At 64.1% G+C, this 8,639-nt stretch carries 5 protein-coding genes; 4 read left to right on the forward strand and 1 reads right to left on the reverse strand.

The features are described 5' to 3' along the window. Nucleotides 1-32: 32 nt before the first annotated feature. The 4 genes from ACMAUO_RS18030 (at nucleotide 33) to ACMAUO_RS18045 (ending at nucleotide 7,664) form a co-directional block, all read left to right on the forward strand. Complete coding sequence (locus ACMAUO_RS18030) at nucleotides 33-962, forward strand: EamA family transporter (RefSeq protein ID WP_420358249.1); 930 nt, start codon at nucleotides 33-35, stop codon at nucleotides 960-962. 540 nt (nucleotides 963-1,502) lie between these two features. Then, a complete protein-coding gene (locus ACMAUO_RS18035) occupies nucleotides 1,503-2,798 on the forward strand; it encodes a TonB-dependent receptor plug domain-containing protein (protein WP_420358250.1) in 1,296 nt (431 codons plus the stop codon). A gap of 81 nt (nucleotides 2,799-2,879) precedes the next feature. Then, nucleotides 2,880-4,748 carry a TonB-dependent receptor domain-containing protein gene (locus tag ACMAUO_RS18040; RefSeq protein ID WP_420358320.1) on the forward strand — a complete coding sequence of 623 codons (1,869 nt, stop codon included), beginning with the start codon at nucleotides 2,880-2,882 and terminating at the stop codon, nucleotides 4,746-4,748. 267 nt (nucleotides 4,749-5,015) lie between these two features. After that, nucleotides 5,016-7,664, forward strand: a complete 2,649-nt coding sequence (locus tag ACMAUO_RS18045) for a M1 family metallopeptidase (protein ID WP_420358251.1) — start codon at nucleotides 5,016-5,018, stop codon at nucleotides 7,662-7,664. Between the two features lie 259 nt (nucleotides 7,665-7,923). Here the strand turns inward: ACMAUO_RS18045 and ACMAUO_RS18050 are convergent, their stop codons facing one another. Further along, nucleotides 7,924-8,478: a DUF4232 domain-containing protein gene (locus ACMAUO_RS18050; protein ID WP_420358252.1), complete on the reverse strand. Its 555-nt coding sequence runs from the start codon at nucleotides 8,476-8,478 to the stop codon at nucleotides 7,924-7,926. Nucleotides 8,479-8,639 lie beyond the last annotated feature (161 nt).

Here is an 8,639-nt window from a genome sequence, read left to right on the forward strand (position 1 = left end):
GCCGGCGTCACCCACATGCCTCCGGGCCGCCGATGAGCGCGGCCGCGCATCCTGCGGCGGGAGACGAACAGACGCATAACCCGCTGGCCGGCACGCTGCTGGTCGTCGGGGGCATGCTCTCGTTCCAGGTGGGCGGATCGTTCGCCAAGCTGCTGTTCCCGGTCTTCGGGCCGCTGGGCACGGTCAGCCTGCGCCTGTGGATCGCCGCCATCGTGCTGGCCATCCTGGTCCGCCCGTGGCGCGCGGCACCCGACCGGGCGACTCTCAGGCTGATCCTGTGGTACGGCGCCTCGATCGGCGTGATGAACATGGCGTTCTATCTCTCGCTGGCGCGTCTGCCTCTGGGCGTGGCGGTGGCGGTCGAATTCCTGGGGCCGCTGATCCTGGCCCTGTCGAGCGCGCGCCGCGCCTGCGAACTGCTCCTGTTTCCCGTCATCGTCGGCGGGCTGTATCTGCTGCTGCAACCCGGCGCGGCGCTGGCGGGCCGGCCGCTCGACCTGCTGGGCCTGGCCTACGGACTGATGGCGGCGGCGGGCTGGGCCGCCTATATCGTGGCCGGCGGCCGGGTCAGCCGGCGCATCGACGCGGCGCGCGCCACGGCGCTCGGCCAGGCCGTGGGCGCGGTGCTGGTCACACCGCTGATGGCGGCGACCACACCCGTCGCCATCGTCCATCCACATGCCGCCCTGGTGGCCTGTGGCGTCGCCATCCTGTCGTCCGCCCTGCCCTACACGCTGGAGATGCTGGCCATGAAGCGGCTGCACGCGCGCCAGTTCGGCATCCTGACCAGCCTGGACCCGGCCGTGGCCGCCATCACCGGCCTGCTGCTGCTGGGGGAGCATCTGGCCCCCGCGCAATGGGCCGGGATCCTGTGCATCGTCCTGAGTTCGATCGCCGGCGTCCTGATCCAGCGCCCCGGCTATGAGACGGCGCCGACATCGCCCGAAGATCGCGATAAATAGGCAACCAATAGGCAGCGGCAACAGAATCATGATCGGCCAGACGGCACGGTGGCGCGGATACCACATCCCGACGCGCGCTCCATGTCATCGCTCCGGGGAGAAGCCGCAGCCCCTTCATGAAGATTCCTCCATGAAACTTCCCGAATATTTTAATTGAATTTATGAATTTCTAATATTTGCGCCTGTATTGGACGCTAGCCCTGCGAATATCAACGGGCACCCATGTTGCATACGAGCAACATATTGCATGAAATTCGTAACAGACGGCACGCACGCGGTCGACAGGCTCGTTCCGATCATGTGTAACTTTTATTAACGCGCCGTAACAGGGCAATGACACAGGCCAGGAGAGTTCTACGCGACATCGCAACACCCGGAAGTCCGGAACAGCATGAGACGTGGCCGACCGTTGAATCGTGTCGGAATCGCTACGATTCCGTCCAATTCTCCGTTCGGGATGATCTGGCATGGCCCTTGGCGCCGAATTCTTATCGAGACACTCGCTTACCAATTTTCACGTTAACCCTTCTGGAGAAATTCATGGGCGATCGCCAGATAAAGCAGACGACCGCACGCGCCTTCCGCCGAAAGAACACCATTCTGCTCGCCTTCACGGCCATGAGCGGAATGATGTACGCTCATGCCTTCGCGCAGACGGCCGAACCCGCGACCCACACGACGCACAAGCACAGCACCAAGGGCAAGAAGGCGACCAAGACGGCCAAGACGGCCACAACAACCACGGCGCCCGCCACGGCGGCTCCGGCGACGGTCGTTCCGGCAACGACGGTTCCCGCGACCTCGACACAGGCCACCTCGTCGGTGCTGCAGGTGCCCACAGCGGAGCCCGAAGCCGTGACCGTGACCGGCACCCGCCTGTCGCAGAGCCGCCTGACCAATGTCATGGCCGGCTCGACGGTCAGCGCGGAGCAGTTGCGCACGCGCGGCTATACCGACATGGGCATCGCCCTGCTGCGTGAAAACACCGCGTTCTCGCTCGGCGACCAGACGCCGATCGGCACGCAGGGGATGGCCGCCGGCCAGTCCTTCTCCTCTCTGCTGGGCCTTGGTTCCCAGCGCACGCTGACGCTGATCGACGGCATGCGCATGGTCGGCGGCGAAACGGCCTCGCTGTACGGCAACGGTTCCGGTTCGCAGGTCGACGTCAGCACGATCCCGACCTCGCTGATCAAGCAGGTCGATACCCGGCTGGGCGGCGCGGGCGCCGCCTACGGCGCGGATGCCGTGGCTGGCGTCGTAAACTATCAGCTCGACGATCATTTCACGGGCGTCGATTTCACCGCGCAGGGCAACTGGACCCAGAAGCTGGATGCCCCCGGCGAGAAGATCACCTTCAAATTCGGGCATGAATTCGACCACGGCCGGGGCGGCGCCGTCTTCGACGTGGAATACCGTAACATGGGCGGCATGCTCGCCAGCGACCGACCCAACATCACGGGCGCCAACGCGACGACCTATCAGTACGCCCCGATCGGCACGAATCCGGGTTATTCCCGTGTCCTGACGCCGCAGGTCCGCAACCTGATCGCATCCCCGAACGGCGTTCCGGGTCTTGTACCCGACGATGTACCGATCTATGCCGGGCAGGTCGAAGCCGGCATCGCCAATGCCGCCGGCCAGCCGCTGATGTTCAGCCAGGACGGCAAGTCGCTGGTGCCGCTGACCTATAACTGGGCGACGAAGAGCGGTTTCAACTCGTCGGGCGGCAACGGCACCGCGCTGCAGAATTACAGCCAGCTTTACGCCCCGTCCTCGCAGCTCAACCTGACGACGCTGGGCCATTACGACATTACCGACCATCTGCACGCCACCTGACAGGGCTGGTACGCGCGCGGCGAGGCATCGAGCCTGGTCGGCCAGGGCACCTGGAACACCCCATATTTCGATTCCAACCCGCTGACGGCAGCCAACTATCAGGACTATACGACCGTCAACGGTGGCTTTGCCATGAGCACCAACAATCCGTTCCTGACGCCCGCGGAACAGACGACGATCAAGAACGCGCTGGCCGCTGCAGGTGAGCCGACCGATACGTTCTACCTGTCGCGCCTGAACCAGGACCTGGATCAGGGCATGTATCGCACCGACTTGCAGATGTTCCGCTTCCAGGGTGGCCTGAGCGGCGACTTCGACGCGGTCGGCCGTCATTTCGAATGGTCGGCCAAGGGCGAATACAGCAAGTATATGAACGACACGTTCCAGCCGTCGATCAATACCCAGAACCTGACAAACGCGTTGAACGCCACGACCGATGCCGCCGGCAACATCGTCTGCGCCCCCGGTTACGTCAATTCGTCGGCACCGACCCGCAGCTCGGTCTGCGCGCCGTTCAATCCGTTCGGCACCGGCCAATCCACCCCGGCCGCGGTCGACTACATCATTTCCGACGCGCACTACAAGAATACCAATGCGCAGCGTGACCTTCAGGCGGAAATCCACAGCACGGTCGTTCGTCTGCCGGCTGGTCAGGTCCGCTGGGATCTGGGCTACGAACATCGTCGCGAAGGCTATACCTTCAATCCCGGTTCCTTCTTCGCCGGTGATCAGCAGCCGGACGGCACCTACAAGCAGTATGGCAACCTGACTTCGCTGCCGCGTACGTCCGGCTCCTACGGCACGCATGAAGTCTTCGGCGAACTGGACGTTCCCCTCATTTCGCCCAGCATGCAGATGACCGGCGCCTACAGCCTGTCGGCGACCGCCAACGGCCGCTACATCCACAACAGCATGACCGGCAGCTACTGGACCTATATGTTCGGCGGCGCCTGGTGGCCGACGCAGGATTTCGGCCTGTCGGGCAACTATGCGCGCTCGGTCCGCAACCCCTCGGTCACCGAACTGTTCGCGCCCCAGAGCACGTCCTATGAATTCGCCGACGATCCCTGCGACGGCGCCTACGTTAATGCCGGCCCCAACCCGGGCATTCGCAGCGCCAACTGCGCCCGCGCCGGGGTTCCCGCCGATTTCGTCTCCAACATCGTGAGCGGGACGGTTCCTGGCCGGACCGGCGGCAACGTCCACCTTCAGAACGAGACATCGAAAAGCTTCACCGGCACGCTGGAATTCCGTCCGACCTTCATCCCGGGCCTGGATATGACCGGTTCGTTCGTGGATGTGAAGGTCGGCAACGAGATCACCTATCTCGCGGTCGGCGACCTGATGAACGCATGCTATGACTCGTCCAGCTACCCGAACAACGCCTATTGCAACGCCTTCACCCGCGATCCGGAAACCCACCAGATCACGAACTTCAACGAAGGCTATTACAACATCGCCAACCAGCATATGCAGGCGGTCCAGGCCAATTTCGACTACGCCATGCCGTTGTCGCGCTTCGGCCTGTCCAGGGATGCTGGCACCGTGGAAGTCCGTGGCAACTTCACGCATTATGTAAAGAACAACCAGACCTATCTGGGCAGCACCTATTACGGAACCGGCGATACCTCGAATCCCAGCAACCTGATGACGCTGAACCTGAACTACTATCGTGGTCCGCTGTCCTTTCAGTGGCAGACGGTCTATTACGGTAAGTCAGTTTATGCATTGCAGGTTCCGGCCACGGCCTATGAGGCCAACAACCGGCCGGCCTTCGCCTACTTCAACGCGACGTTCGGGTATAAGATCACCAAGAACATCGACGCCAACTTCATGATCAACAACATCACCGACGCCCTGCCGAAATATCCCGGCACGGTCAGCCTGACGCGCTACTACGAGGCGGTTCTCGGTCGCTCCTTCCAGTTGAATATCGGGGCGCACTTCTAATCCATCGTAGTGTCCGATCCGCATTCCCAGCCGGGCATGCGGGTCGGCCAGACCAGACGGCCGGCCCGGTGTAACAACCGGCCGGCCGTCATTCGCATCCGGTTCTAACCCGGATGCCGCCAATGCCAGAAAATTGGACCGGCTCCTTCATCGCCGTCCGTACCCTCCCATAAAACATGGCGGTCGATTTGCGTTGTCCGTTCAATGAACGGACAATGCGACGGCAATGACCAGGCACGCTGGTCCACGATACCGGAGATTTTCCGCATGTTCCGCAAACCCGCCATCGCCGCCCTTCTGCTGGCAGGCACAGCCCTGCTGTCAGGACCGGCCCTGGCCGAATCCCCCTTCGATTTCGCGCACGCACCCGGCCAATTGCCGAAGGATGTCGTTCCCGGCGCGTACCGGATCAATATCGTCACCGATCTGAAGCGCCTTGCCCTGACCGGGCATGAGGACATCGACGTCAACGTCACGTCTTCCACCGCCAGCATCACGCTGAACCAGGCGGGCCTGACGCTGGTTTCGGCAACGCTCGATGGCACGCCGGCAAAGATCACGCAGGACGACAAGGCCCAGACCGCGACGCTGACCCTGCCGCAGCCCATGACCATGGGTGCGCACAAGCTGGCGATCGTCTATCGCGGCCCCATCCCCGCCACGCCGAACGGCATCTATTACGACGATTACCGCACGTCAGACGGCAAGCAGCATCGCATGCTCGTGACGCAGTTCGAGGTCGCGGATGCCCGCCGCATGTTCCCCGGCTGGGACGAGCCCGCCTTCAAGGCGACCTTCCAGTTGACGGCGACCCTGCCGGCCGACTTCACCGCCGTCAGCAACATGCCGATCGAATCGTCCACCCCGGCCGGCGCGCATGCCAAGAAAGTCGTCTTCGGCACGACGCCCCGCATGTCCACCTACCTTCTGGCCCTGGTGGCCGGCGACATGAAGGCCGTCAGCGGCAAGGGCGGCGAGACGCCGATCAATGTCTACGCCCCCACCGGCGAGCAGGAAAAGGGACGCTACGCCCTGACCGCAGCGTCGCAGATCCTGCCGTATTACAACGAGTATTTCGGCGTCGACTATCCGCTGCCGAAGATGGACCTGATCGCCATTCCCGGAAATTACGAGGCCGGGGCGATGGAAAACTGGGGCGCCATCACCTTCATCGACGACGACCTGCTGTTCGATCCCAAGACCAGCGCGCCCACGACCCAGGAAGCCGTCTATGTCGTCGTGGCGCATGAAATGGCCCATCAATGGTCTGGCGACCTGGTGACGATGGGCTGGTGGGACAATATCTGGCTCAACGAAGGGTTCGCCACCTGGATGGAGACCAAGGCCACCGACCATTTCAACCCGACCTGGCAGATGTGGCCCCGCCAGCATTCCGACCGCGAGCAGGCGATGGCGCAGGATGCCCATCCGACCACCCATCCGGTCCAGCAGGTGATCCACGACGTCAGCGAGGCCAATACCGCCTTCGACCGGATCAGCTACCAGAAGGGCGAGCAGGTCATCCGCATGGTCGAGGACTGGCTGGGTCCCGATGTGTTCCGTGAGGGCATGCGCGCTTACATGAAGGCCCACGCCTACGGCAACACCACCAGCGCCGACCTGTGGGCCGCCCTGTCGCAGGTCTCGCATCAGGATGTGGCGACCGTCGCGCGCAGCTTCACCGAGCAGCCGGGCATCCCGCTGGTCACCGTGGGCCGTCGCTGCGAGGCCGGCAAGACGACCCTGACGCTGACCGAGGGCCGCTTCTCCATCGGCGACGCCCATCCGCTGCCGGCACGCTGGATCATCCCCGTTACCGTCGCGGGTCCCGGCATCACCGCGCAGCGCGTGATCCTGAAGCCCGACCAGCCGGCGCACCTGACCTTCGCCGGCTGCGACCTGGCGCTGAAGGCCAATCCGGGCGAGAACGGTTATTATCGCGTCGCCTACGATGCACCGTCGCTGGCGGCGCTCGGCAAGGCGTTCAGCCAGTTGAGCGCCGTCGATCGCGCCAACCTGCTGGGCGACCAGTACACCCTGTTCCAGGCCGGCCAGGCCCCGCTGTCGACCTGGCTGAATCTGGTCGCCGCCCTGCCGGCCACGCATGAGGACAATATCGCCGTCTGGCAGGACACGATCGGCCGCCTGAGGGATCTGGACACCATGGAGCGCGGCAACCCGTCACGGCCCGCCTTCCACGCCTTCGCCCGCGCCTTGCTGGGGCCGCAGTTGGCGCGCCTGGGCTGGACGCCGCGCGCGGATGAGTCCTTCCTCGATACCCTGCTGCGTCCGCAGGTGATCTCGGCCCTGGGCCAGTTCGACGACCCGACGGTCGTCAGCGGCGCACAGGAGCGCTTTGCCGCCTATGTGAAGAACCCCGACAGCCTGCCGGCCAGCCTGGTCGACCCCGTCACCTCGGTCGTCGGCCGGCATGCCGATGCCGCCACCTATGCCATCCTGGCCAGGAAGCTGCACGCGGCCACCAGTACCGAAGACAAGCTGCGCTTCTTCAACGCTCTTGCCGGAGCGCAGGATCCCGCGCTGATCCGCCAGAGCGTGCAGCTTGCCTATAGCGGCGTCATTCCCAATGGCCGCGTTGCCCGCTCGCTCGCCCGGGTGGCCGCCGCCAGCGACAATCCTGATTTTGTCTGGTCGCTGGTGCAGGACCCGCAGACGCAGAAGCAGATCCGCGCGCGTCTGGCCCCCTGGTCGCAATCCGCCCTGCTGCCGGCCATTGCGTCGTACTCGATCAATCCCGACATCGCGAAGGCGCTGGCGACCGACCCCTCCACCACGGAATCGATCGGCGCCAAGATCGAGGCCCACAAGGCCACCGATCTGATCGCGGCCAATGCCGCCGTCGCGGCCCGGGCCCAGGCGGACCTGACCCCGTGGCTGGCTACCCTCTCGCACTGACCACGATCGGGAGCGCAGGAAAACCCAACCGATCGTTTCAGGCTGACGGAGCCTGAAACGATCGTCTCCGGCAATCCCACCTCCGGCCGCGATCAATCGCGGCCCGGATCTGCCGCCGGGGCATTGTTCGCCCGCATGGTTTCTCGAACAACGTCCCGGCGCATTTTCTTCATGACCATTTCAAATCCCGCCGGGCAACCCGGCTTTGAGCCGCCGTGCTTGCGGCACAGATCCGATTCCGGCCTGCAGGGCCTGTGACCTATGGCGCCGGGGGCACCGGATCCGGCCGCAGCGGCGCCTGATCGAAAAACTGCGTTGAACCGGCCGGGGCGCACATATGCCGACCGAAGGACTGCCGCAACGCGCCCCCTGGAAGGTCAATCACGGCAGTGGCCGGCGAGATGCAGCGGTGACCGTCATAGACATCACCCGAGACCCAATGCAGCCGCGCCGTCAGTTCCGCGTCGGGCATCACGAGGGCCGGCAACAGCACCGGCCCGGGATGCACCCCGGGCGGCGCACGGCGAACCGCGTCCATTGCATGACCATCGGCGTCCTCGAAATGCAGATGCGGCAGAGCCCGCACCTGGCACGGCACGATACCGATATTCCGCAGCACCAGCAGCGTGCCGCTCTGCGACATACCGTTGAATACGCCCCCTTCATCATCGAAGCCGAGCGAGAGCTGTGAAACCATGCACTGGGAATACGACGCCGGAGCGGCTTGAACCCTCGAAGCGGACAGGCCGCCTGCGACGAATAGCTCGGCACAAAGCGACAGAACCGCAAGCCGCACACGTTGCGCGTCCACCATATCGTCAGCGCTCCCCATCGTCCGCCATTCTGACAGCCTAAAAACAGCACATCATCCGAGGCAAGCTTGCGGCGGCTTCCCATATGCTTCCAGTTGTGTGCCTGGAAACGCAAAAGGCCGCCCTGGGGGCGGCCTAATCGTTTGGTATCAAATGGGATTCA

Source organism: Gluconacetobacter brunescens (assembly GCF_048695475.1).
Lineage (GTDB): Bacteria > Pseudomonadota > Alphaproteobacteria > Acetobacterales > Acetobacteraceae > Gluconacetobacter.

Excerpts from the sequence above, each read along its gene's own strand:
- ACMAUO_RS18030 (WP_420358249.1), top strand. The coding sequence starts at position 33 with ATGAGCGCGGCCGCGCATCCTGCGGCGGGAGACGAACAGACGCATAAC.
- ACMAUO_RS18035 (WP_420358250.1), top strand. The coding sequence starts at position 1,503 with ATGGGCGATCGCCAGATAAAGCAGACGACCGCACGCGCCTTCCGCCGA.
- ACMAUO_RS18045 (WP_420358251.1), top strand. The coding sequence starts at position 5,016 with ATGTTCCGCAAACCCGCCATCGCCGCCCTTCTGCTGGCAGGCACAGCC.
- ACMAUO_RS18050 (WP_420358252.1), bottom strand. The coding sequence starts at position 8,478 with ATGGTGGACGCGCAACGTGTGCGGCTTGCGGTTCTGTCGCTTTGTGCC.